A 23,106-nucleotide genomic window follows, 5' to 3' on the forward strand; every position below is an offset into this window, starting at 1 on the left:
ATCACGCCGATAATCCGGGAGCGGCATTGATCCGCGGCAAGACCTTCTCAGCCATCAGGATCGTCGATTGACGGCCAAGCTCGCGATCCCTCCAGTCCTTGCCGGCGTACAGCAAGGTTCCGAAGGCGCCGATCTCCTCCTGGAACGCTAGCAGTTGATCTGCAACGCTTTCGGGTGTGCCGTAGATGATGAGCTTGTCGCAGATCTCTTCCAATGTAACCTCGGCGTCAGGTTGATCCCGCCGCGTCTTGAACAGTTCGAGCCGGCCGCTGCGCTTCAGCTTCGTGAACAGCTGGTGATAGTAGTACACGTAGGGGCTGTCGGGCGACGTGGCATAGGCTTTCGCGGTTGCTGCGTCCCTTGCCACGAACACGCTCTTGGCGACACGCCAATTGGCGCTGTCGATCGCCCGGTTTGCGCGTTCGCAGCCCTCGACATATTTGGGCCAATGGCTCTTCACCCAGGCAGGCATCAGGAAGTTTGCCGAGATCGGATCCCAGCCGCGTGCCGCCGCCTCCGTGACCCCTTTTGAGAACGGCGCGACCGCGGTCACCACGATCGGCGGATGAGGGGTTTGCAAGGGGCGCGCGACGATGCCTTGGCCAATATCCTCAATCAGAGTTCGTTTGACCGAGACATCCCAATATTTGCCCTGCAGATCATAGGGCGGCTTGCCGGCCCAGATGTCGAGAACCTGATTGATCGCTTCCAGGAACATCGCATTGCGGTCGGCATCGAGATTGCCGAAGACTTCCGCGTCGGACAGCAATCCGCCAGGGCTGATCCCGAGTATGAAGCGCCCATCAAGCATGTGGTCGAGCATGGCGACAGATGCGGCGACTGCAGCCGGATGGGTGTTCGGCATGTTGATGGTGCCGGTTCCAAGCCTGATCTGCTTGGTTGCGGCCGCGAGCCAGGCAATGAACGCGATGCTGGAAGTGATGTTCTCGGCCTTGTCGGTGACATGCTCGCCGACATAGCCTTCGGTGAACCCGAGCTCATCCGCGAGCAGGAAGGCCTCCCGATCCTCCCGGAGCGACTGCCGCCAATCCTTGTCGAGAGGATGGATCGGCATCGTAAAGAATCCGAGCTTCATGATCCGCCTCCCTTGCGAGTAGAACTTTAGTTGGCGAGGAACCTGCGGCCTTCCCGCAGCGAAGACAAGCCCCGCCGCGCAAATAATCACTCGATAAACAAGCTTGACCTTTGAAGAGGGCGGCCCTCTAATCGGGCAAACCAAAATTGGGCCCGGGAGGCCACGCCCACATGAAAGCTGCGGCTTTCGCCTATGCCCGCGCGACCAGCGTCGTGAATGCGCTGGAATTGCTCGCTGCGCATGGCGACAAGGCGAAGGTTTTGTCAGGTGGTCAGAGCCTGATGCCGGCGATGAACCTGCGGCTCCTATCTCCGGACATTGTGGTCGATATCGGCGGCCTCGCCGAGTTGCGCGGCATCGCGGTGAAGGGGGATGTGCTGGTCATTGGTGCGTTGACCCGGCATGTCGACCTGCTCGGTTCGCCGGAGGTTGCTCTGCACGCGCCGTTGTTGCGCGATGCCGTTGCCCATGTTGCTCATCCCGCAATTCGCAATCGCGGAACGATTGGCGGTAGCCTCGCCCATGCCGATCCTGCGTCGGAACTGCCCGCCTGCGTCGTAGCACTTGACGCCACGGTTATCGTTCGCGGCCCGGCCGGCGAGCGCCGGATTGCTGCGACCGGGTTTTTCAAGGGAATTTACGAAACGGCACTGTCTCCGGACGAGTTGCTTGTCGCAGTCGAGGTGCCTGTCGCAGGGCAAGGCTCGACATTTTTCTTTCAGGAATACGCCCGGCGGCATGGCGACTATGCCATCGCTGGCCTCGCCGCTCGCGCTGTTGTGGCGCGCGGCAGGTTCACGGATCTTCGGCTCGGTTTCTTTGCGGTTGGTGACCGGCCTCTGCTCGCGTCCGCCGCCGACAAGCTGATCAATGCATCTGTGACCGCCGTCTTGCTCGCAGAGGCTGCGACCGCGCTGGCCGATGAACTCGATCCACATGAGGATCAGCAGGCTAGCCCAGCCATGCGCCGACATCTCGCCACAGTCTTGCTCCGGCGCTGTGTGGCCGCGTTACTCGCGCGACCTGAACTGGAAACGGGAGCAACCAAGTGAGCGTTCCGGTATCGATCTCGCTTCTGGTCAACGGCGAACCGATCGATGCCTTTGTCTTGCCGCGGCTCAACCTCGCTGATTTTCTCCGGGAGAACCTGAAGCTGACCGGCACTCACATCGGTTGTGAGCACGGCGTCTGTGGCGCCTGTACTGTCCGGGTCGATGGCGAGATCGTTCGCTCCTGTCTGATGTTGACGGTCCAGGCGCAGGGGGCGTCGGTCGAGACAATCGAGGGGCTGTCCGACAGCGGAGAAGTCGCCGATCTTCAGGCAGCGTTTCGCGAACGGAATGCATTGCAGTGCGGCTATTGCACGCCTGGCATGCTGATGACGGCGCAGGACTTGCTGAAGCGTCTGTCCGTGCCTGATCGTCAAGCGATCCGCGAGCATCTTTCCGGCAACTATTGCCGCTGCACGGGCTATCAGGCCATCGTGGATGCTGTGGAGGCGACAGCCAAGACGCGCGCGGAGCGCCGCGCATGACGGTGACCCGCGCGGCAACAAACACGCCTTCGGTGCTCGATCGGCCGAATTCCTACATCGGCAAGACGGTGCCGCGTCCGAATCTCGACAGGCTGCTGCAAGGGCGCGGACAGTACGTCAGCGACCTGGAATTGCCGCGTATGGCGCACGTGATCTTTCTGCGGTCGCCATATGCCCACGCCAGAATCGTGGCGATCGATGCCGCCGCGGCAAGGCGAATGTCGGGCATCATTTCCATCGTCACCGGGCGTGAGCTTGAGGCTGTGATTACGCCTTGGGTCGGTGTGCTCTCGCATCTAAAGGGATTGAAGTCGGCGCCGCAGCACGCGATCGCGGTCGACCGGGTCTGCTGGCAGGGTGAGGCGGTGGCGGCGGTTGTGGCAACCAGCCGTGCGGCCGCTGAAGATGCCATGGAGCACATTGCCGTCGACTACGAGGAACTCGAGGCGGTCAGGGACATGCGCACCGCGCTCGATCCGGCGACTCCTGTCATTCACGCCTCGCTCGGTGACAATCTCGCCTTTGAGCGGACCCTCAATGCCGGCGATGTCGACCTCGCATTGTCGGGGTCCGAGGTGGTCGAAGCCGACTTCGTGTTCGGGCGCCACACCGGCGTGACACTTGAGCCGCGGGCCGTCGTTGCCGACTGGAATGCGGCCGAGGCGCGGCTCACGATCTATCAGGGCACGCAGGCGCCCCACATGGTGCAGAACATCGCGGCCCTCCATCTCGGGCTGAGGGAAGCGCAGGTCCGGGTGGTCTGCAAGGATGTCGGCGGCTCGTTCGGCATCAAGGTCCATATCTACGCCGACGAAATGGCGACCTATGCGCTGTCCAAGCTGCTGCGGCGGCCGGTCAAATTCGTGGCTGACCGCGTCGAGAGTTTCAACACGGACATTCACGCCCGCGATCATCGATGCAGAGGACGGATCGGCGTCCTAAAGGACGGCACGATTACGGCATTCGAGATCGACGATCTGACGGGGATCGGCCCCTATTCGATGTATCCGCGCACCAGCGCCATCGAGGCAAATCAGGTGGTCAACCTTGTCGGTGGGGCATATCTGACCCCGAACTATCGGGCGCGCGCGCGGGTCGTGTTCCAGAACAAGAACGTGATGTGCCAGTACCGGGCGGTCGGACACCCGATCGCCTGTTCGGTTACCGAAGGCCTGGTCGATCTGGCCGCAGCGAAGATCGGCATGGATCCCGTCGAAATCCGCCGGCGCAACCTGATCGCCGACGATGCCTATCCCTGCGCATCACCCTCGGGCATGAAGTTCGAGCAGCTCTCGCATCACGCCTCGCTGGCCAAGCTGCTTCAGATGATGGACTACGACGCATTGCGTGCCGAGCAAGCCGCGTTGCGTACCAGAAACGTTCATCGAGGCATCGGAATCGCCAGCTTCATAGAAGTGACCAATCCCAGCGCCGCCTTCTACGGCGTCGGCGGCGCGCGGATCTCGTCGCAGGATGGTGTCGCGGTTCGGCTTGACGCCCAGGGCTCGGTGATCTGCCAGACCAGCATCACGGAGCAGGGGCAAGGGTCGGAATCGCTGACGGCCCAGATCGTCGCCAGCGTGCTTGGCGTTTCGATGGAGCGGGTCCGCGTGATCCTGGGCGATACCGACAACACGCCCTATGGCGGCGGTACGTGGGCCTCGCGCGGCGCCGGCATCGGCGGCGAAGCCGCGTTGCAAGCCGCCAAGGCTCTGCGCAAGAATATTCTCGACGTTGCTGCGGCCATCCTGCAATCGACGCCAGCCGGGCTCGATATCGTCAACAACAGTATCGTCAATGCCGACGACGGCGCGCCCCGCATCGAGCTGAACGAGCTGGCGCGGATCGTCTATTTTCGACCGGACACCCTCCCGCCAGGGATCCAGCCCGAGTTGATGGCGACCCGGCATTTCGTTCCACGCCAGTACCCCTTTGCGTTTACCAACGGCATTCAGGCCTCGTGGCTCGAGGTCGATACCGAGACCGGGTTCGTTACGCTGCTCAAGCATTGGGTTGTCGAAGATTGCGGCACCATCGTCAATCCGCAACTGGTTGACGAGCAGATCCGGGGCGGGGTCGTGCAGGGGCTCGGCGCGGCACTGTTCGAAAAGTGCATCTATGATGAACGCGGTCAGCTGACCAACGCCAATATGGCGGACTACCTGGTCCCGATGTCCGGTGAGATGCCCGATATCGAGATCGGCCACGTGGTCTCTCCGACGTCAGAATCGGAGCTGGGCGCCAAGGGGGCGGGCGAGGCGGGGACAGCCGGGCGGCAGCTTGCGTGGCCAACGCGGTCAATGACGCGCTCCGGCCGTTCGGCGCAATAATTACCGAGATTCCGCTGACGCCTCAGGTTATCCTGACGGCCCTGGGACGAATCTGAGGTGGCGACGTTCCGGGCAAAGACAAAACGATAAGCAAAACACAACACAGACAGTTCTTGGGGAGGAATGGTCATGACGAACAAGGTCACCAAAGCTGGATCGATATCGCGGCGTCGTCTGCTGACGACGGCAAGCGCCGACGCCGCTCTCGCCGTCTCGCCCTTTCGCATCAATCTACTGCAGGCCCAGGAAGCACCGATCAAGATCGGCTTCCCGGTTCCCTTGACCGGCCCATATGGCGCCGAGGCCCAGGACCAGGTCCGGGCGGGTCAGCTGGCTGTCGCCCAATTCAATGATGCCGGCGGTCTCAACGGCCGCAAGGCCGAGCTCGTCGTGCGCGATGACAAGCTGAATCCCGGTGAGGCGGCGACGCGGACATTGGAGCTGGTCGAGAAGGAGAAGGTGAATTTCGTCGTCGGCAGTCTGTCGGCGGCGGTTCAGCTTGCGATCAACAACGTCACCAAGGAGCGCGGCGTCATCTTCAATTCGATCAGCCAGTCCGACGCCATCAACGAGGCGGCAGACTTCAGCAAATACACATTCCACGAAGCGCTGAACCCGCACATGACATCAGGTGCGGTCGGCCGCTACGCCTTCACCAAATTCGGCAAGAAGGTTGCGTTCTCACGGCGGATTATGCCTACGGTCACGAGATGGTTCGCGGCTTCCTTGAGGTCGGCAAGGAGTTCAACATCGAGAACCTCGGCGACATCCGCCATCCGCTGGGAACGACCGATTTCTCGACCCTGCTGCCGCGTCTCCAGTCGCTGAAGCCCGATATTTGTGCATCAGCAATTTCGGGCGGGACCAGCAAATCGCGCTGAAGCAGGCAACCGACTTTGGCATCAAGAAATCGATCCAGATCATCGCGCCGCTGCTCTCGCATGCCAGTCGCGTCGCGGCGGGTCCGCAGGCATTCGAAGGCGTCGTCGGCGGTTGCTCGTTCTACTGGGGTATCGATGACAAGTTCGCCTCGACCAAGGCGTTCAACGATGCTTTCCGCAAGATGTATGACGGCAAGCTGCCCACCGATTACGGTGCGCTCGGCTATGGCGGTGTTCGGACCGTGCTCGAGGCGGTCAAGGGCGCCGGCAGCGTGGAGACCGACAAGGTCGTCACCGCATTGGAGGCTCTGAAGTACGACTACTACAAGGGACCGCAATATTATCGCAAATGCGATCACCAGTCGGTGCAGTCGGTGCTCGTGATCAAGTCGAAGTCCAAGGACATGAAGAACGAGTCCGATGTGTTCGAAGTTCTGTCGACCGAAGAACCCAACGAAAAGAACCTGCGTACCTGCGAAGCGCTCGGTCACAAGAGCTGAGCTCGTGCGATGGCGCGCGCCGCGGAACGGTGCGCGCCACATTGGGGTGATGAGATGGCGGGCCTGAGCTTTGACCTGATTGCGCTGCAACTGTTTGCCGGGCTGGCGCTCGGCGCGATCTACGTGCTGTTTGCGATCGGCCTCTCGCTGATCTTCGGGATGTTGACGGTCGTCAACTTCGCCCGTGGCGCGTTCTACATGGTCGGCGCCTATGTCGGGCTCTATTTGATTTCGATCGGCGGCAATTTCTGGGTCTGCCTGGTGGCGGTGCCGCTCTTGGTCGGACTGTTCGGCCTTGTGGTCGAGCGCGTGCTGATCCGGCCGCTCTACGGCCGCGGCATCGACTATCCGCTGCTGCTCACCTTCGGGCTGAGTTACGTGATGGTCGAATGCGTGCGCATTGCCTTTGGCAAGACCGGTTATCCCTTTGACACGCCCGAGATCCTGCAGGGGGCGGTCAACATCGGTGTCGGCTATTTCCCGCTCTACCGCCTGTTTGTCATCGCGGCGACGGCCGTCGTCCTGCTGGCGCTCTGGTTGTTTCTGGAGAAGACCAGCTTCGGGCTCATTATCCGCGCCGGCGCGCGCGATCCGCAGATCGTCCGTGTCCTTGGGGTCGATGTTTCCAGGGTCTGGCTGATCGTGTTCGGGATAGGTACCGCGATTGCGGGCTTGGCCGGGCTGTTGGCGGCCCCGCTGCAGGGCGTCATTCCGGAGATGGGCGGCACGATTCTCGCCGAAGCCTTCGTGGTGACCGTCGTCGGCGGAATGGGGTCGATCGGCGGCGCCATATTGGCAGGCCTGCTGGTCGGTGTGGTGGTCAGCATGACCTCGCTGTTTGCACCAGAGATGGCCAAGGTTTCGATCTTTGCCCTGATGGCGCTCGTGCTGATTGTTCGTCCCCAAGGCTTCTTCGGCCGCGCCGGATTGATGAGCTGAGCCAGGCATGACCGACGCTACCGAATCCATCAAACAGCCCGATACCACGACGGCCAGTTGGTACGAGTTCGCGACTAAGCATCGCGGCAGCGGTGATCCTGGTGTTCCCGCTGGTGATGCCGTTCACGGCCCTGGCCGTGAACATCCTGATCTATGGGCTGTACGCCCTCGGCTTCAACCTCGTGTTTGGCTATCTGGGCCTGCTCTCATTCGGTCATGCTGCGCTGCTCGGGACCGGTGCCTATGTCTGTGGTATCGCCATCGTGCACTTTGGCTGGCCATGGTATGCGGCCATCGCGGCCGGGGTCGCCGGCGGCCTGTCGATGGCGCTGTTGATCGGCGTACTCGCGATCAGAACCCGCGGCATCTACTTCGCAATGGTGACGATGGCGCTGTCGCAATGCGTCTACTACCTTTTCTATCAGGCGGTTGACCTGACCGGCGGTGAAAACGGCCTGCGCGGCATCAACGTCCGCACCATCGATCTGTTCGGCCTGCGGATTGATTTCATCAACCCGATGGTCCGCTACTACGTCATTGCGGCTTTCGTGATCGCCGCTTTTTTCGTGATGTCGCGCATTCTGGCGTCACCGTTTGGGGCCGTTATTGAGGCGGTGCGGGAGAATGAGATGCGGGCCCGCGCGTCAGGTTATGACGTGACCCTGACCCGATTGCTGACCTTCGTCCTGTCGGGTGGCTTCTGCGGCCTCGCGGGTGCCTTGCAGGCCCTGCATCTGTCGATCGTGCCGATCGAGATTTTGCACTACGAGACCTCGGGCCTCGTCGTGATGATCGCGCTGCTGGGCGGGATGGGGACATTCTTCGGGCCGATGATCGGCGCCGCGGTCTTCCTGGTGCTGGAGAACATCGTCTCCGTCTGGACCGTGCACTGGCAATTGATCGTTGGCGCCATCTTCATTGCATGCGTGCTGTTCTTCCCCGCCGGCATCTGGGGTACGCTGATCGCGCGGGGCAGGCGATGACCGGGGCGGCAGACCAGGCGGGGGAAATCATTCTGCGCACCAGGGGCGTCGGCAAGACGTTCGGCAAGTTTGTTGCGCTCAACAACATCTCGGCCGAGTTTGCCAGGGGAGCGATCACCTCCATCATCGGTCCGAACGGCGCCGGAAAGAGCACCTATTTCAATTTGTTGTGCGGTGCCTTTCCGCCGTCGAATGGCAGCGTCGAGTTCGAGGGCAAGGATGTCACCGGTCTGCCGCAGCACCGCTTTGCGCACATGGGGATTGCAAAGTCGTTCCAGATCACCAGCGTGTTTCCGCAGCTCACGACGCGTGAGAACATCCGCGTCGGTTTGCAGGCCCTGGTGTCCAGATACGACATCTGGCGCCCGCGCGCGCGGCTGACCGAACTGGTGGAGCGGGCGGACGAACTGCTTACCCTGGTTGGGCTGTGGGAGTCCCGCGAACGCGCCGCCAAAACGTTGGCTCATGGCGAGCAGCGGGCGCTGGAAATCGGCATGGCGCTTGCCAGTCAGCCTCGCTTGCTGCTGCTGGACGAGCCGACGGCCGGCATGAGCCCGGAAGAAACCCGGACCATGATGGATCTCATCGTGAAGCTCGCAAAGGAACGTACGGTCATCCTCGTCGAGCACAAGATGAAGCTCGTGCTCGGGATCAGCGATCGCATCCTCGTGTTGCACCATGGTGAACTTCTTGCCGAGGGAACGCCGCAGGAGGTGCGGCAGAACGAGGCCGTGAAGCGTGTCTATCTCGGCCAGCGGGAGCATTGAGGTGATGCTGCAGATCAGCAAGCTTAATGCCTGGTATAGCGCAAGCCACGCATTGCAGGACATCAGTCTCGAGGTGGCTGGGGGCGAAATCGTCTGTCTGATCGGCCGCAACGGAGCCGGCAAGACGACGACGCTGAAATCGATCATGGGCTTGATGGGGCGGACGCGCGGCTCGGTCACCTTCAAGGGTGAAGAGCTGCTGCGCCAGCCGGCGCATGTTCGGTTCGCGCTGGGGCTTGCCTATGTTCCCGAAGAGCGGCGGATCGTGCAGGGGCTGTCCGTGCGGGAGAATTTGCGGCTCGGGCTGGTCGCATCGAAGCAGAAGAAGCGGGAGGCCGAGCTGATCGACGAGATCGCCGTGATATTCCCACGACTGGCCGAGCGCATGGATCAAGAGGCGGTCACGATGTCCGGTGGCGAGCAGCAGATGCTGGCGATCGCGCGGGCGATGATCGCCAAGCCCGACCTGATCATGCTGGATGAGCCCTCGGAGGGCATCATGCCGGTGCTGGTCGACGAGATGTTCGAGCTGTTCCGCAGCATGAAGGCACAGGGAACGACGGTGCTGCTGGTCGAGCAGAACGTCGAGCTGGCGCTGGGTATCGCGGATCGTGCCTATGTGCTGGACCAGGGATCCGTGGTGCATCAGGCATCTGCGCAGGCACTGCTGGCCGACAATGAGATCAAGGAGCGATATTGTTCGGTGTGAGCAGGCTCCCACGCCGGCGCGGTTGCAGCCGGCGCGAGCGCCATCTTACTCCGCGGCGCTTGCGATCTGTTCGGCGCTGCGATTGGTCACGACGACCTTGATCGCATCGTCGACGCGATCCCGCGCATATCTGAGCGCCGTCGGCAGGTCGGCCAGCGGAAAGGTATGCGTGTGAATCTTTCTCGCGTCGAACCGTTTCGCTGCCATCAACTCCATGGCGCGGTGGGTGGCGCTGCGGCCCTCGCCGCGGATGCCGTAGGCGTAGATGTTGTTTCGCACGAGATGTGCAATGTCCAGTGTTGCGGCCTCGTGCGGGAAGGCGGCCAGGCAAATCCTGCCGCCACGATTGGTCATGTGAATGGCCTGGTTGAGTGTCGCTTCGGTGCCGGCACATTCGACGACATAGTCAGCGCCGATCCCTCCTGTTAGTTGCCTCACAACCTCGACGGCATCTTCGTCGTTGATGTTGATGACACGATCGGCCCCCAATTCCCCGCCGATCGCCAACCGCTTGTTGCGTGTTCCGGTCAGGATGACCGGGCTTGCACCAAGCGCCTTGGCCACCGCCACAGCGAGCAGTCCAATCGGCCCGGGGCCGATCACCACGACGCTCTCGCCGGCAACCAATCCCCCCAATTCCGTCAAGCCATACATCGACGTACCGGCAGTCACGACCAGCGTCGCTTCCGCGTCGCTCATCGCATCAGGTACGCGCGCCAGCGTGTTGATGTGATTCACCGCGTATTCGGCGAATCCGCCATCGGTCGTAAAGCCGTTGGCGCGGTGACCCTTCTCGGGCTTTCCATAGTTGAGACAGGACGTGTACATGCCCTGGCGGCAGCGTTTGCATTGGCCGCAACCGGCGTGAATTTCCACGCTGACCCGCTCGCCGATCCTGAATTCGTCGACATCAGGGCCGAGCGCGGCGACCGTGCCCATGTATTCGTGGCCCGGCGTAAAGTTCTTGTTGAAGGGCAGGCCGCCCTGAATGCTCGCCGGCGACCCGGCATGGATGATCTCAAGATCCGTGGCGCAGATCGCAACCGCATCGATGCGGACCAGCACCTCGGCACGCGACGGGGCAGGCGTCGGCTTCTCGCTCAGCAGGAGCTGATCGGGGTCACCAAGGACCCAGGCTTTCATGCGGTCGGGGACGGGAAGGTCGGGCGATGTCTTGACGCCGGGCGGCTGGTACATGGTCGCCTCCTCTTTTGGTTGGCAGCCTAGCGCAAAACGGCCGGCGGCCGCGAGCAGCCGATGGTTGGCATCGCGGCTCCGCCATTTGCTGCACAGCAGCGGGCGCGTCGCAAAACCTTCATACGCGGACTATACTTGATCGTCCGGTTGATGTTGAAATCCTCATCGCATCCCGCCAAACCGGAGCCTCCCATGAAGACCGTCCGCCTTGTCCTCGCGTTGCTGGCGCTGACGCTGATCGCGCCGTGGCAATCGGCTAGGGCGGCCGACGTGGTCTGCTACAATTGCCCGCCGGAATGGGCGGATTGGGCCTCGATGCTGAAGGCGATCAAGGCCGACCTCAACTACGACATCCCGCACGACAACAAGAATTCCGGCCAGGCGCTGGCTCAGATCCTGGCTGAGAAGGCCAACCCGGTCGGCGATATCGGCTATTTCGGCGTCACCTTCGGCATGAAGGCCAAGGCCCAGGACGCGCTCGAACCCTACAAGCCGGCGCATTGGGACCAGGTCCCCGCCGGCCTCAAGGATCCGGACGGGCTATTGGACCACGATCCACTCCGGCACGCTCGGCCTGTTCGTCAACAAGGACGCACTTGGCGGCAAGCCGGTGCCGGCCTGCTGGAAGGATTTGTTGAAGCCCGACTACAAGGGGATGGTCGGCTACCTCGATCCGTCGTCGGCGGCGGTCGGCTATGTCGGCGCAGTGGCCGTCAATCTGGCGCTGGGCGGCTCGCCCACCAATTTCGATCCCGCGATCGGCTTCTTCAAGGAGCTGCGCAAGAACGATCCGATCGTGCCGAAGCAGACGTCCTATGCCCGCGTCGTCTCCGGTGAGATGCCGATTCTGTTCGACTATGACTTCCACGCCTACCGCGCGAAATACTCGGAAAAGGGCAACTTCGAGTTTGTGATTCCCTGCGAGGGCTCGGTGGTGTTTCCCTATGTCGTCGGTCTCGTGAAGAACGCGCCCGACAAGGAGAAGGCCAAGAAGGTGATGGACTATCTGCTGTCCGACAAGGGCCAGGCGATCTGGACCAATGCCTATCTGCGTCCGGCCCGCCCGATCGAGCTGCCGGCTTCCGTGAAGGGCAAATTCCTCCCCGACAGCGACTACGCGCGGGCCAAGAGCGTCGACTGGGGCGAGATGGAAAACGTGCAAAAAGCCTTCGTCGACCGCTATCTCGCCGAGGTTCGCTGAGGCAATATGGTGCCCTTCGCCAGGGCACCAATCTTCCGATGTCGCAAAAGTCCTTTGTTTGGCTCTGTCTGCTGCCGCTTGCGGTGGTGACGACGGCATTCTTCCTGTTGCCGATGGCACGGCTGGTGATCGCAGGTGCCGAAGGGCCGCACGGGCTCGCCGGATATCTCGCGATCCTTGCGGAAGGCCGCTATCGCGCGACGTTGATCAACACCGTGCTTCTCGCGGCGGCAACCACGGTCGTGACGCTGATCGCGGCGACGATTGCCGGAATGTTTCTGCAGCGGCACCGCTTTCCCGGGCGGGCCGTGCTGATCGCAATGCTGACCTTTCCGCTGGCGTTTCCCGGCGTGGTCGTCGGCTTCATGATCATTCTGCTGGCCGGACGACAGGGGCTGATCGGCGATCTCTCGAACAGGATCTTCGGCGAGAAGATCGTTTTCGCCTATTCGATCTACGGGCTTTTCCTGGGTTATCTCTATTTCTCGATCCCGCGCGTGATCCTCACCATCATGGCGGCCGTACAGAAGCTCGATGTCGGCCTGGAGGAAGCCGCGCGGTCGCTCGGCGCCAGCCCATGGGCGGTGCAGCGTGACGTCGTGCTGCCGGCGCTCGCGCCGGCTTTCGTCGCTTCCGGTGCGATCGCCTTTGCCACCGCAATGGGAGCGTTCGGGACCGCTTTCACGCTGGCGACGAATATCGACGTGCTGCCGATGCTGATCTACACCGAGTTCACGCTGGCCGCCAATTTCGCGACCTCGGCAGCATTATCGGTCGGACTTGGCCTGATCACCTGGCTCATCCTTGCGCTTGCCCGCACGTTCAGCGGCAGCGCGGTCGCGGCGGCCGGGTGAACCCATGCGCGACCGCCTGATCTTCGCCGGCCAATTCATTTTCACACTGCTCGTCGCGGCATTCCTGGTGGTGCCGGCGGGGCTTTCGATCTCCGCCGGGGTCACCGTCAATTATTTCCGCGGTATCCAGTCCGGTGTCACCTTGCAATGGGTGGCGCAGGTCTGGGAGCTCTATGCCGGCACCATCCTGCTCTCCTTCGTGATCGCCTTCGCGACCCTTGCGGTCACGCTGGTCGCCGGCGTCCCCGCCGCCTATGCGCTGCATGCGCGCGGCGGCCGGCTTGCGCGCATCGTCGAGGAGATCATCACGTTGCCACTGGCGATCCCCGGACTTGCGATCGCGCTTGCACTGTTGCTCTCCTATGGGAGCTTTGGCGGCTTTCGCCGTTCCTGGCTGTTCATCCTGGTCGGCCACGTGATCTTCACCATGCCGTTCATGGTGCGGTCGGTCATGGCGGTGTTTGCCACCGTGGACATCAAGACGCTCGATGAAGGCGCCGCCTCGCTCGGCGCATCGCCGTGGCGGCGATTTCGCGATGTCATCGTGCCGAATGCCCTGCCGGGAATTCTGGCCGGCGCATTGATGGTGGTCACGCTGTCGCTCGGCGAATTCAACCTGACCTGGATGCTGCATACGCCGCTGACGAAGACGTTGCCGATCGGGCTCGCCGACAGCTACGCCTCGATGCGGCTCGAAGTGGCCTCGGCCTACACCCTGATCTTCTTCGTGATGATCATTCCGCTCCTCGTTGCGATGCAGCTGCTGGCTGACAGGGATCCCAAGCGATGAGTACGGACGGCCATGGCGCAGCGGTGCAGATTGAAAGCTGCGGCAAGACGTTTGCCGACGGCACGCGCGCCCTCGATCCCGCGACCCTCGACATTGCGCGCGGCGAGACGCTGGTGCTGCTCGGGCCATCCGGCTGCGGCAAAACCACGATGCTGCGCATCATTGCAGGCCTCGAGTTGCCCGATGCCGGCGGCAAGGTCCTGTTCGACGGCAAGGATATGACCTCGGTCCCGATCGAGCGGCGTAATGTCGGAATGGTGTTTCAGTCCTACGCCTTGTTCCCCAACATGACGGTGGCGGACAATATCGCCTACGGCCTGAAGATCCGCGGTGTCGCGAGGAGCGAGCGGGTCGCACGCGTCGCCGAGCTGGTGACGCTGACGAACATCACCGGATTGGAGAACCGCCGCATCGACCAGCTTTCGGGCGGCCAGCGTCAGCGCGTCGCATTGGCGCGTGCGGTTGCGATCCGGCCCGGCATCTTGCTGCTCGATGAGCCTTTGACCGCCCTTGACGCCGCCTTGCGGGACCGGCTGCGCAGCGAACTCAACCGGCTGTTGCGCGCGCTCGGGATCACGACGATCTATGTCACGCATGACCAGGCCGAAGCCATGGAACTGGGTGATCGCATTGTGGTGATGCGGAAGGGCGCGATTGCCCAGATCGGAACGCCGCGCGAGGTCTACTTCGCGCCGAAGGATCGGTTTGTGGCGGAGTTCATCGGCGCAGCGAACATTGTGGAAGCTCCGATCGAGAACGGTGTATTGCAGCTGCCCGGCGGGCGATTGCCGATCGACGGTGGAGCGACGATTGCGAATGCAACCGTCATGATCCGCCCCGAAACCATCCGCGTGACGGAGACCGGCGCGGGCGCGGGGGTGCTCTCGGGTATCGTCGATTCCGTCAGTTTCATCGGCGACCGGCAGCGGATCGTCGTGAGTGGTGCATCGGGCAAGCCGCTCAATGTCGATGCGCCGAACACGATTCAAGCCAAAGTCGGCGACCGGATCGGACTTTCGATCGCGCCCGATGCTCTTCGTGTCCTGCCCTCCGAACCCTGAGCTCCATCGATGCCGTCGAAACCGGTCCTCATCGCCCAGATATCCGACCTCCACATCAAGCCGCCCGGCGCGCTGGCCTATGGCCGCGTCGATACCGCCAAGGCGCTTGAACGCTGTGTGGCGGCGCTCGGTGCATTCGAGCCTGCACCGGATTTCGTCGTCATCTCGGGCGACCTTGTGGATACGCCGTCCGTCGAAGAATACGACTATCTCAAGCGATTGCTCGCGCCGCTGCGCCTGCCGTTAGCCGGCATTCCCGGCAATCACGACTCGCGGGAGTGGATGCGCGCAGCATTTCCCGCCGCGCCTTATGCTCACGCAACGGGACCGCTCGACCAGAAGATCGAGGTGAACGGCCTCGATCTCCTGCTGCTTGATTCAAGCGTTGCCGGGAAGCCGCATGGCCTGCTTGAAGCGTCGACGTTGCAATGGCTGGATGCGACGCTGGCGACGGCGACCGATCGGCCGGCGCTGCTTTTCCTGCATCACCCGCCGTTCAAGGGTGGGATCTGGCACATGGACCGCCAGGACCTGTTCAATGCCGAGGAACTGGCCGCAATCGTCAGGCGCCACCCGCGTGCGCAGTTGATCGCGTGCGGGCACGTTCACCGGGCCATGCTTACCACCCTTGCCGGCATTCCCGTGACAATATGTCCTGCGCCAAACCATGCGGTCGACCTGGATCTCGGACAGCTCCGAGAACCGTCGTTCAAGGTGGAACCGCCTGCGTTTCATCTGCACGCGTGGTTTCCCGGGCAGGGTTTTGGGCAATTGGTCACGCATCAGGTCCCAATCGGTCAGTTCGACGGGCCGCATCCGTTCTTTGGGCCTGACGGCAAGCTGCTGTGAGCCCGGCCGGGCGCCGGCCAGCACAGAGGCGTTTCGCCACGCGGGATTTGCGTTGCCGGACCGGGTTTCCGGATCAGGTGCCGCTGTCGGGTACAATTGAGCGTTGCAACTAGGTGTTTATTTATTCCAAATTGTACTTTGAATCCCCTGCACGGACCTTTGTTGCTGTAGGTCCCCGGCGGGGTTATAGTCCCCTCCGCTTTCATTGATCGATGGCTTTGTCGGCGTCCGCTCTGGCGGCCGATTAAACGCAACACAATCAGTCTGGATGACAATGACCGGTGCGTCGCCCATAGAACGAATTGCCGGTGCGCCGTCGTTTCCGAACAACAAGCTTTCGGTGCTGCGCAAGCATCCCTATTTCTCAGATCTTGAGCCGGAGGCGTTCGATCAGCTCTGCCGCTACGCCAAGCACACCACGCTGAAGCGCGGGACGACGATCTTTTCCAAGGGCGATCCCGGCACGAGTTTGATTGCGGTGATTTCGGGCACCGTGAAGATCAGCATCTCATCGCCGGATGGTCGTAACGCGATCCTGAACCTGATCGAGGCAGGAGAGATATTCGGGGAGATCGCGCTGCTCGACGGCTTGTCGCGGACGGCCGATGCCACCGCCAACAGCAATTGCGAGCTGTTCGTCATCGACCGGCGCGAGTTCATTCCCTTCGTGCGCAGCCAGCCGACGCTCGCGATGAAGTTCATCGAACTGCTTTGCGAACGATTGCGCCGGACCAGCGATCAGGTCGAGCAGGTTATCCTGCAGGACTTGCCCGGTCGCCTGGCCAGCGCGCTGCTGCGCCTGAGTGACAAGCACAAGCGCGAGCCGCAAGGGCGCACCATCTCGATCACCCAGCAGGAGATCAGCGAGATGGTCGGCATGACACGCGAGAGCATCAACAAGCAGCTCCGGGCGTGGGCGATACGCGGCTGGGTCAGGCTTGAGCATGGCGCGATCGTCGTGCTGAAGCCCGAGACGCTTCAAGCGTTGGTCGAGGCCGGAGCTGATGACGGCGACTAGTTGCCGCGGCCGCCGACCAGTCAGGCATGTCACGAAACGGTGAATTTGGCAGGCCCTGTGAAACCAATCACATCGGCCTTCCATGCATTGCGGTAAGTGACGCTTCGGGGCGCACACTATGGAGGAATCCATGCAGGGCTCTTTCGACAAGCGACAGCAGGACCCGCAGAGCAACTACCAGAGCTTCAGCATCAAGCTGATCGCTCTGCCGGTGCTCGTCATCGTTGCCTTGATCGGGATGCTGGTCAGTCGCCCGGCGGCGGTCAAATGGATATCGGACGCGGCGCAAGCCGAGTTCGCTGGAACTGATGCCATCTACGCTGATCCGGTGCCCAACATCGCACAGCCGGCGCCAACGGCCCGGCCGGGCAACGAAATACGGACAGTGAAAGCCTACTGATCGTTGATGCCGTCGTCGCGTGCCAAGGTCGCGTGCCAAAGTCACGCGCCAAGATGCGACGTCGGCAATTCAGATCGTCCAACGCTCCGCTTCCATCCTCACGCGGCAACACCGAGCAGCTTTGCTGCGGTCTGGCCGAGAATATTGGCCTTGTCGTCGTCGCTCAGCGACGTGCACGCGAAGATGTGGTCGACCGGTGCCAGTTGCCAGGGATAGGGATAGTCGCTTCCCAGCACGATCTGGCCGGAGCCCACCTGGGCGGCGAGGTGCCGGATGGCCTCAGGCGTGAAGATCAGGGAGTCGAAATAGATTTGCTTGAGATATTCCGTCGGCGCTTTCTGGAGCTTGATGTCCGGGTTGCATCCCTTGGGGCCGACCAGGCAGGGATGGTCCGAGCGATCGGCATAGGAGGGGAGGTAGCCGCCGCCATGCGCGGCGATGACCTTCAATCCCGGGAAGCGATCGAGTGTACCCTCGAAGATCAGGTGAGAGAGCGCGATCGTGGTCTCGAGCGGATTGCCGATCGTGTTGCCGAGCCAGCGCCATTGCCGGAGAGCCGCTTGTTGAGCTCCGGCACACCCTGCGGATGGATGAACAGGGGGACGCCGAGTTCTTCGGCCTTGGCCCACACCGGATGAAGTTTCGGATCGGAGAATTCGACGCCGTTGACGACGCCGCCGATCGCCGCACCCTTCAGGCCCTGCTTCCTGACCGCCGTCTCCAGCTCCTGCACGGCGAGATCAGGCGCCTGCAGCGTCAGCGAGGCGAAGGCCGCAAACCGCTCGGGCTTTGAAGCGCAGAGTTCGGCGAGCTTTTCATTCTGGATTTTCACGATCTGCCCGGCAAGCTCGCGATCGCGGTCGTACCAGTATGGATTGATCGACAGCACCTCCATATCGACTGCCTGCGCGTCCATCGCAGCCAGGCGCTTGTCGATCTCGACGAAGGCCTCAACGGCGCCGTTGACCGGCGGCAGTTGCAGTCTTCCGGCGTCGGCACCGAGCAGGGCTCCCGCCTCGCGGAAGTGGCAATGCGAATGAATGTCGATCGTCTTGACGCGTTTGCCATTGACGGAGACCGGCAATTTCTGGCGCGATTGCTGCGCGTTCGCGTTGTGCACGAGCCCGCAGCCGCAGAACACGATGCCGGCCGCCGCCGTTGCTCCCACCTTCAGGAAATCCCGCCTTGTAGCCATGACGATCGCCTCCCAAGTGTTGTTTTGTTATGGGGGGCAGCGTAGGGATGCGCTTTGGCGGTCGCAAGGCCACACGCTGTGCGTGTCGCGCAATGTTGATCTGCTCAGACCGGCTTGATCCCGGCCTTTGCGATGATGTCGCGCCATTTCGGCACTTCGTCCGCAATTCGCTCGCGCATGCCGTCGGGGCCGTTTGCCAGCACTTCGAAACCGTCATTGCGCAGCTGTTCGGTGATCTTCGGTGTCTTCAGGATCGCGATCGACTTCGCCGACAGCAGCGCGACGATGGAGGAGGGCGCATTTGCGGGCGCAAGAAAACCCTGGAAGGTGTCGGAGACGAAATCCTTGTAGCCGAGCTCGATCATGGTCGGCACATCAGGCAAATCGAACCATCGATAGGTTCCGGTGACGGCCAGCGCCTTTAGCGCGCCCGACTCGATGTGCGGGTGGGCAGGTGGGAGCGCTGCAAACGCGACCTGGGTCGTTCCGCTCAGGATCGCCTGGATGGCCGGACCGGCGCCCGAGAACGGCACGTGCGTCATCTGGATCTGGCCTGTGATCTTGAACAGCTCTCCGGCGAGATGCGGCGTCGTCCCCAGGCCTGGGCTCGCATAGTTCAGTTCGTCCGGGTTGGCCCTGGCACGCGCGACCAGGTCCGCGACCGAATTGATCCCGAGCTTCGGATTGACCAGGATCACGTTGGGCGAGGTACCAAGCTCGGCAATTGGTGCAAAGTCTTTCGCCGGATCGTACGGGATTTTGGCGTAGAGGCCGGGATTGACGACATAGGCACTCGACGTGATCAGCAGCGTGTAGCCGTCTGCGTCGGCATGTGCCGCTATGCCGATCCCGATATTGCCTCCACCGCCCGGCCGGTTCTCGACCACGATGGTGCCGCCGAGCGCTTCGCCGAGGTGAGTACCGAGGATGCGGGCCATGATGTCGGTCGGCCCGCCCGGCGCGAACGGCACGATGACCTTGATCGGGCGTTCCGGATAGCCGGCCGCCCTGGCTTCCCCGGCGAGACCCGCGACCGCGAGCACGCCACCGGCCTTCAAGATGGCGCGACGCGAGGGCGAGGCTGGCCTGCTGCCCGTCATTGGATATGCCTCACCCGCATCACGGCTCCTGCAGGCCGAACACCGCCACCGCGCGGATCGGCGATGCCGTCCCGTCGCGCCATTTCATCGGCAGGCCGATGAAGGTGAACTGCCCCTGGCCAAGCAGGGCCTCGAGATTGCACAGGCTTTCGATGTGGGTGATGTCGAGGTCGAGGCAGGCCTTGTGAACCAGGAGGTTCTCGTCGCTATCGGGACCCGGGCGCATCGAATCGATGCCGAAATGAACGATGCCTTGCTTCGCGAGCCACTCAGTGGCGGCGACATTCACGCCGGAATTGTCGGTCGAATATTCCTTGCGCGGAAAGGTCCTCGCATGATGCCCGGTGCAGAGCAGGACGGTGCCGCCGTTCGGGATCGGCCGTCCGGCCGCCTTCACGGCGGCGTCGAGATCGGACGGGGTGATCTCGGCACGCGGCGCAATATGGCGCAGGTCGAGACAGATGCCCGGCACGATGCACTTCTCCAGCGGATATTCGTTGATCGGGATGCCGCTCGGGCCGAAATGCCGGGGCGCATCGATATGGGTTCCGCCATGGTCAGGCGTCGAGATGAACATCGATGCCAACCCATAGACATTTCGCGAATCCGCGAGGGCTTCCGCGTGGTTCTTCCACATCCCGTGGATGATCGGCGGATGGCCGGGATAGCTCGGCGTGCGGTGATAGAGCTCTCGGCTCAGGTCGACGATCCTCACGACGGGTGCCCTTTCTTGGCGGAGCTGGCGCAGGCGCGCTTCTACCCATGATGCTGACGCGTTTGCCGCGCTTGTGCAAGATGCCGCTTGCCCTCGGTGCAGAACCTGAAGCAAATCGGGCATTCCGGCACGCATTGCCGAAGGGAGAGTTCACGTGACCGACTATCGCAAGCTATTTGATCTCACCGGCAAGACGGCCGTCGTGTTGGGGGCTGCCTCAGGGATCGGCAAATCCTCGGCCGAAGCGCTGGCGTCGCTCGGCGCGCGCGTGCTCTGCGCGGATCGAGCCCAGGAAGGAGCGGAAGCAACCGCCGCGGCGATCCGGCAACAGGGCGGATCGGCAACGACCGTCAGTTGCGATGCGGCTGATGGTGCTGATGTCGAGGCGTTGGCGGCGAAGGCGCTCGCGGAATTTGGTCGGATCGATATCGCGGTGACGACGCCGGGCCTGAACATCCGCAAGACCATCCTCGACTACACCGAGGAGGATCTCGACCGTGTCATCAACCTCAACATCAAGGGCACGGTCTGGTTCTTCCAGGCGTTCGGCCGCATCATGGTCAAGCAGCAAGGTGGCAGCCTGATTGCCTGCTCTTCCGTGCGCGCAGTGACCATCGAGCCGGGGCTTGCGGTCTATGGATCGACCAAGGCTGCGATCGGGCTGCTGGTCAAGGGCTTCGCGTCCGAGGTCGGCCGATCCGGCGTCCGGGTCAACGCGATCGCGCCGAGCATCGCGGAGACCGCGCTGACCGGCCCGTTCAAGCAGCGGCCCGACATCTACGATCTCTACGCCGGCCACACCGTGTTCAATCGCTGGAGCAGTGCCGATGAGGTCGCGACCGCCGTCGCCTACCTCGCTTCGGATGCGGCGAGTTATGTCAGCGGCAGCACGCTGTTCGTCGACGGTGGCTGGACCGCGGTCGACGGACCGCCGACGGGTCTCACGCAGTTGGCGCGCTAGAGCGTTTTCGAGCGAAGTGGATGCCGGTTCGCGTGAAGAAAACGCGTCAAAACGAGAATCTAGAGCCCCGTTCCGATTCAATCGGAACGGGAAAGGCTCTAAGAGACGAAGCCCGCTTTGCTGCGCAGCTGCGATGCATCCGACGACGTCAGCAACGCGATCAGGCGTAGCGCCTGCGATGCAGAGGCTGCCTGCGTCGGAACAGCGGCCGTATACATGGTCGCAAGGTCGCATCCCGGCGGCAAGTTGCCCGACAGCACAACACCCTGGGTGCTGATGATCTCGGTCGATTGCGTGCAACCGAGCGGCCGCCGGTCATTGGTGGCAGCCAGATGCCGCATCGCGGTCGCGCCGTTGGGAAAGATCCTCAGCCGGTTGGCAACATCGTTCGCAATGCCGAGCTGTGCGAGGACCTTGGCGACGTGAATTCCGGCCGTCGAGGCCTTGGTATCGGGCACGAAGATCGCGTCCGCAGCGAGCAGCGCCGCGCGCAGGCTCGCCGCATCCTTTGCGCTCACCGGCTGATCGCCCGCCCGGACCGCAAGCGCCGTTTCAACTCGGCCGATGTCGGCAATCGAACTGCGCAGGACCAGCCCTTCGTCGGCAAGCTTCGCGATCAGGGCGGCGGTGAGGATGACGATGTCGGTCGGAATGCCGGCGCGCAATTTGTCGGCCATGGCGCCGACCGCACCAAAATCGCCGGTAATACTGAGACCGGTTTCGGCTTCAAAGGCCGGCGCGAGGCTGCGGACCAGGCCCTGCGCGGCGCCACCGCTCAGGATGTTCAACGTCTTCATTCGCACTGTTCCATTGCCATGTCTTGCCCGCCGCGTGCCTATTGAGTCTTGTCCAGCCTTTTGACGACGTCCGCCCACTTCACGATATCGGCGCGCAGGAATCTGTCGAACTCGTCCGGCGTCATCGGCATCGGTACTGCGCCCTGCGCGGCCCAGAGCTTCTCGACATCCGGCCGCCTGATCGCGGCGCTCACGGCCGTGTTGAGCTTGTCGATGATCGGCTTCGGCGTACCCGCCGGCGCCATCAAGCCGAGCCAGATCGCTGCCTCATAGCCGGGGACACCGGCCTCGATCACCGTCGGAACGTTGGGCAGCACCGCCGAACGAACCTTGCCGGTTGTTGCGAGCGCGCGCACCTGGTTTTCGGCAACATTCGCCGCCATCGCCGGCACGGCGTCGATCATCATCTGGACCTGGCCGCCGATGACGCCGCTACGGGCTTCGCCGCTGTTGCGGTAGGGCACATGCATGACGTCAATCCCGGCCATGGCTTTGAACAACTCGCCGGCCATGTGATGGGGCGTGCCCTGACCCGACGAGGCGTAATTCAGTTTTCCGGGCTGGGCTTTTGCGAATGCAATGAAGTCCTGCAGCGTCTTCGCTTGCACAGAAGGGTGGACCACGATCACGAGGTCGGAAGTGTTCAGGGACGCGATCGGCGTGAGGTCGCGCATCAGCTCATATTTGCGCTGCGGCACCAGCGATTCATTCGCGGTCTGGGTGTTCGACATCATCAGCAGGGTGTAGCCGTCGGCCGTCGCCATGGCGACCTCGAGCGTGCCGATCACGCCGCCGGCGCCGGTGCGGTTCTCCACCACGAAGGGCTGGCCGAGGCTTTCCTGCAAGATGCTGCCGATCTGTCGCGCGACGACGTCGGCCGGGCCGCCGGGACCGAAGGGAACGATGATCCTGACCGGCCGGGCAGGATAGTCCTCGGCATCCGCACATGAGCCTGCCATCGACCCGGTCAGCAGCGCCGCGACAAGCACCAAGGCGTACCGTAAGCCCGCCATTGATCCTCTCCCCAACTTTAGTCTTGTTTCTTGGTTAGAAGTCTAGCGGCAACCTGAAGCCTCTGTCGACGACAGACTCCGTCCTTGCGCATCGGAATATCAGCGGGAGGACGGTGTATTCAACTTCGCCATCGCGTGCGGGGAATCACATGAGGAAACATCCTGGGCTATCGCGCCGCGCTATGCTCAAGGGCTCGGGCGCTGTGCTGGCAGGGG

21 protein-coding genes and 3 pseudogenes are annotated in these 23,106 nt (G+C 62.6%); 16 read left to right on the plus strand and 8 right to left on the minus strand.

Annotated elements, in window-relative coordinates:
• Position 1: 1 nt before the first annotated feature.
• Positions 2-1,096: an LLM class flavin-dependent oxidoreductase gene (locus tag HAP54_RS27250; RefSeq protein ID WP_166308463.1), complete on the minus strand. Its 1,095-nt coding sequence runs from the start codon at positions 1,094-1,096 to the stop codon at positions 2-4.
• A gap of 170 nt (positions 1,097-1,266) precedes the next feature.
• On the opposite strand from HAP54_RS27250, the gene HAP54_RS27255 reads away from it, so the two are divergent.
• The 8 genes and pseudogenes from HAP54_RS27255 (at position 1,267) to HAP54_RS27290 (ending at position 9,739) form a co-directional block, all read left to right on the plus strand.
• Positions 1,267-2,148, plus strand: coding sequence for an FAD binding domain-containing protein (locus HAP54_RS27255; RefSeq protein ID WP_166305551.1), 882 nt, complete (start codon positions 1,267-1,269; stop codon positions 2,146-2,148).
• On the plus strand, positions 2,145-2,630 hold the full coding sequence (locus tag HAP54_RS27260) for a (2Fe-2S)-binding protein (RefSeq protein WP_166305554.1): 486 nt from the start codon (positions 2,145-2,147) through the stop codon (positions 2,628-2,630). The genes HAP54_RS27255 and HAP54_RS27260 overlap by 4 nt, the downstream gene beginning before the upstream one ends.
• Positions 2,627-5,016, plus strand: a pseudogene (locus HAP54_RS27265) (xanthine dehydrogenase family protein molybdopterin-binding subunit). Before HAP54_RS27260 ends, HAP54_RS27265 begins: the two are co-directional and overlap by 4 nt.
• A gap of 73 nt (positions 5,017-5,089) precedes the next feature.
• Positions 5,090-6,341 (plus strand): annotated as a pseudogene (locus tag HAP54_RS27270) (ABC transporter substrate-binding protein).
• Positions 6,342-6,395: 54 nt separating this feature from the next.
• Positions 6,396-7,280, plus strand: coding sequence for a branched-chain amino acid ABC transporter permease (locus HAP54_RS27275; RefSeq protein WP_166305557.1), 885 nt, complete (start codon positions 6,396-6,398; stop codon positions 7,278-7,280).
• Positions 7,281-7,372: 92 nt separating this feature from the next.
• The gene (locus HAP54_RS27280; protein ID WP_224741765.1) at positions 7,373-8,263 is read left to right on the plus strand and encodes a branched-chain amino acid ABC transporter permease; all 891 of its coding nucleotides are present in this window, start codon (positions 7,373-7,375) and stop codon (positions 8,261-8,263) included.
• Positions 8,260-9,030: an ABC transporter ATP-binding protein gene (locus tag HAP54_RS27285; protein ID WP_166305560.1), complete on the plus strand. Its 771-nt coding sequence runs from the start codon at positions 8,260-8,262 to the stop codon at positions 9,028-9,030. Before HAP54_RS27280 ends, HAP54_RS27285 begins: the two co-directional genes overlap by 4 nt.
• Positions 9,031-9,034: 4 nt before the next feature.
• Positions 9,035-9,739, plus strand: a complete 705-nt coding sequence (locus HAP54_RS27290) for an ABC transporter ATP-binding protein (protein ID WP_166305563.1) — start codon at positions 9,035-9,037, stop codon at positions 9,737-9,739.
• A 45-nt stretch (positions 9,740-9,784) separates the two neighbouring features.
• On the opposite strand, the gene HAP54_RS27295 is transcribed toward HAP54_RS27290, so the two are convergent.
• A complete protein-coding gene (locus HAP54_RS27295; protein WP_166305566.1) occupies positions 9,785-10,936 on the minus strand; it encodes a zinc-dependent alcohol dehydrogenase in 1,152 nt (383 codons plus the stop codon).
• 192 nt (positions 10,937-11,128) lie between these two features.
• On the opposite strand from HAP54_RS27295, the pseudogene HAP54_RS27300 reads away from it, so the two are divergent.
• From HAP54_RS27300 to HAP54_RS27330, 7 genes and pseudogenes are all read left to right on the plus strand, one after another.
• Positions 11,129-12,137 (plus strand): annotated as a pseudogene (locus HAP54_RS27300) (ABC transporter substrate-binding protein).
• 38 nt (positions 12,138-12,175) lie between these two features.
• Positions 12,176-12,991, plus strand: coding sequence for an ABC transporter permease (locus tag HAP54_RS27305; protein WP_166305569.1), 816 nt, complete (start codon positions 12,176-12,178; stop codon positions 12,989-12,991).
• A 4-nt stretch (positions 12,992-12,995) separates the two neighbouring features.
• Positions 12,996-13,781, plus strand: a complete 786-nt coding sequence (locus HAP54_RS27310; RefSeq protein WP_166305572.1) for an ABC transporter permease — start codon at positions 12,996-12,998, stop codon at positions 13,779-13,781.
• Positions 13,778-14,842 (plus strand): ABC transporter ATP-binding protein, encoded by a 1,065-nt coding sequence (locus tag HAP54_RS27315; protein ID WP_166305575.1) that lies wholly within the window; start codon positions 13,778-13,780, stop codon positions 14,840-14,842. Before HAP54_RS27310 ends, HAP54_RS27315 begins: the two co-directional genes overlap by 4 nt.
• A gap of 9 nt (positions 14,843-14,851) precedes the next feature.
• On the plus strand, positions 14,852-15,691 hold the full coding sequence (locus HAP54_RS27320) for a phosphodiesterase (protein WP_166305578.1): 840 nt from the start codon (positions 14,852-14,854) through the stop codon (positions 15,689-15,691).
• A 274-nt stretch (positions 15,692-15,965) separates the two neighbouring features.
• Positions 15,966-16,709, plus strand: coding sequence for a Crp/Fnr family transcriptional regulator (locus HAP54_RS27325; protein WP_166308469.1), 744 nt, complete (start codon positions 15,966-15,968; stop codon positions 16,707-16,709).
• Positions 16,710-16,839: 130 nt separating this feature from the next.
• Entirely contained in the window at positions 16,840-17,109 is a 270-nt protein-coding gene (locus HAP54_RS27330; protein ID WP_166305581.1) for a hypothetical protein, read from the plus strand.
• A gap of 98 nt (positions 17,110-17,207) precedes the next feature.
• Here HAP54_RS27330 and HAP54_RS27335 read toward each other — a convergent pair whose 3' ends face one another.
• The 4 genes from HAP54_RS27335 to HAP54_RS27350 form a co-directional block, all read right to left on the minus strand.
• The gene (locus HAP54_RS27335; RefSeq protein WP_339156902.1) at positions 17,208-17,633 is read right to left on the minus strand and encodes an amidohydrolase family protein; all 426 of its coding nucleotides are present in this window, start codon (positions 17,631-17,633) and stop codon (positions 17,208-17,210) included.
• Positions 17,591-18,304 carry an amidohydrolase family protein gene (locus HAP54_RS27340; protein ID WP_283843190.1) on the minus strand — a complete coding sequence of 238 codons (714 nt, stop codon included), beginning with the start codon at positions 18,302-18,304 and terminating at the stop codon, positions 17,591-17,593. The genes HAP54_RS27335 and HAP54_RS27340 overlap by 43 nt, the downstream gene beginning before the upstream one ends.
• 104 nt (positions 18,305-18,408) lie before the next feature.
• On the minus strand, positions 18,409-19,404 hold the full coding sequence (locus HAP54_RS27345; protein WP_166305584.1) for a Bug family tripartite tricarboxylate transporter substrate binding protein: 996 nt from the start codon (positions 19,402-19,404) through the stop codon (positions 18,409-18,411).
• Positions 19,405-19,423: 19 nt separating this feature from the next.
• A complete protein-coding gene (locus HAP54_RS27350) occupies positions 19,424-20,119 on the minus strand; it encodes a cyclase family protein (protein WP_166305587.1) in 696 nt (231 codons plus the stop codon).
• 154 nt (positions 20,120-20,273) lie between these two features.
• Between HAP54_RS27350 and HAP54_RS27355 the strand changes: the two genes are divergently transcribed.
• On the plus strand, positions 20,274-21,080 hold the full coding sequence (locus HAP54_RS27355; protein WP_166305590.1) for an SDR family NAD(P)-dependent oxidoreductase: 807 nt from the start codon (positions 20,274-20,276) through the stop codon (positions 21,078-21,080).
• Positions 21,081-21,178: 98 nt separating this feature from the next.
• Here HAP54_RS27355 and HAP54_RS27360 read toward each other — a convergent pair whose 3' ends face one another.
• Positions 21,179-21,877, minus strand: a complete 699-nt coding sequence (locus HAP54_RS27360; protein ID WP_166308472.1) for a molybdate ABC transporter substrate-binding protein — start codon at positions 21,875-21,877, stop codon at positions 21,179-21,181.
• A 38-nt stretch (positions 21,878-21,915) separates the two neighbouring features.
• Positions 21,916-22,890: a Bug family tripartite tricarboxylate transporter substrate binding protein gene (locus HAP54_RS27365; RefSeq protein WP_166305593.1), complete on the minus strand. Its 975-nt coding sequence runs from the start codon at positions 22,888-22,890 to the stop codon at positions 21,916-21,918.
• Between the last annotated feature and the right edge of the window lie 216 nt (positions 22,891-23,106).

The organism is Bradyrhizobium sp. 2S1, assembly GCF_011516625.5.
GTDB classification, from domain to species: Bacteria; Pseudomonadota; Alphaproteobacteria; order Rhizobiales; family Xanthobacteraceae; genus Bradyrhizobium; species Bradyrhizobium septentrionale.

Coding starts and splice junctions, on each gene's coding strand:
- HAP54_RS27250 (WP_166308463.1), bottom strand. CDS start 1,096: ATGAAGCTCGGATTCTTTACGATGCCGATCCATCCTCTCGACAAGGAT.
- HAP54_RS27255 (WP_166305551.1), top strand. CDS start 1,267: ATGAAAGCTGCGGCTTTCGCCTATGCCCGCGCGACCAGCGTCGTGAAT.
- HAP54_RS27275 (WP_166305557.1), top strand. CDS start 6,396: ATGGCGGGCCTGAGCTTTGACCTGATTGCGCTGCAACTGTTTGCCGGG.
- HAP54_RS27285 (WP_166305560.1), top strand. CDS start 8,260: ATGACCGGGGCGGCAGACCAGGCGGGGGAAATCATTCTGCGCACCAGG.
- HAP54_RS27290 (WP_166305563.1), top strand. CDS start 9,035: ATGCTGCAGATCAGCAAGCTTAATGCCTGGTATAGCGCAAGCCACGCA.
- HAP54_RS27295 (WP_166305566.1), bottom strand. CDS start 10,936: ATGTACCAGCCGCCCGGCGTCAAGACATCGCCCGACCTTCCCGTCCCC.
- HAP54_RS27305 (WP_166305569.1), top strand. CDS start 12,176: ATGTCGCAAAAGTCCTTTGTTTGGCTCTGTCTGCTGCCGCTTGCGGTG.
- HAP54_RS27310 (WP_166305572.1), top strand. CDS start 12,996: ATGCGCGACCGCCTGATCTTCGCCGGCCAATTCATTTTCACACTGCTC.
- HAP54_RS27315 (WP_166305575.1), top strand. CDS start 13,778: ATGAGTACGGACGGCCATGGCGCAGCGGTGCAGATTGAAAGCTGCGGC.
- HAP54_RS27320 (WP_166305578.1), top strand. CDS start 14,852: ATGCCGTCGAAACCGGTCCTCATCGCCCAGATATCCGACCTCCACATC.
- HAP54_RS27325 (WP_166308469.1), top strand. CDS start 15,966: ATGACCGGTGCGTCGCCCATAGAACGAATTGCCGGTGCGCCGTCGTTT.
- HAP54_RS27330 (WP_166305581.1), top strand. CDS start 16,840: ATGCAGGGCTCTTTCGACAAGCGACAGCAGGACCCGCAGAGCAACTAC.
- HAP54_RS27340 (WP_283843190.1), bottom strand. CDS start 18,304: ATGGCTACAAGGCGGGATTTCCTGAAGGTGGGAGCAACGGCGGCGGCC.
- HAP54_RS27345 (WP_166305584.1), bottom strand. CDS start 19,404: ATGACGGGCAGCAGGCCAGCCTCGCCCTCGCGTCGCGCCATCTTGAAG.
- HAP54_RS27360 (WP_166308472.1), bottom strand. CDS start 21,877: ATGAAGACGTTGAACATCCTGAGCGGTGGCGCCGCGCAGGGCCTGGTC.
- HAP54_RS27365 (WP_166305593.1), bottom strand. CDS start 22,890: ATGGCGGGCTTACGGTACGCCTTGGTGCTTGTCGCGGCGCTGCTGACC.